The organism is Cupriavidus sp. SIMBA_020, assembly GCF_046535395.1.
Taxonomy (GTDB): domain Bacteria; phylum Pseudomonadota; class Gammaproteobacteria; order Burkholderiales; family Burkholderiaceae; genus Cupriavidus; species Cupriavidus campinensis.
The window spans coordinates 1-258 of record NZ_JAWRWU010001006.1 but is presented as its reverse complement, the minus strand read 5'-3'; the positions used below and the strand labels follow the sequence as shown (position 1 = coordinate 258).

Sequence of the window (258 nt, the reverse complement as noted above, 5' to 3'; positions counted from 1 at the left end):
CTGGGTTTCCGGGCCGAAGCGCGTGCGGATGTGCTGCGCCACGCGCTGCCAGTAATCGTCGTCGGGAAGGGCCTCGGCGAAGTCGGTGACCTCGCGCGGATAGACCTGGATGCCTTCGTTGGTGGCCAGGTCGAGCAGGAGCTTGCTGCGTTCGCCGTTATGGGAATAGATCAGCGCGGTGCGCGTGATATTGACGGCCGTGATCACCCGCTGCGCCATCCGATTGGCGCGCGGCCCCAGCTCCATGCTGAAGAAGAC

The 258-nt window shown here is 65.1% G+C and carries 1 pseudogene; it reads right to left on the bottom strand.

Annotated elements, in window-relative coordinates:
* A pseudogene (locus tag SB751_RS32505) lies at positions 1-258 on the bottom strand (two-component sensor histidine kinase); the annotation flags it as partial.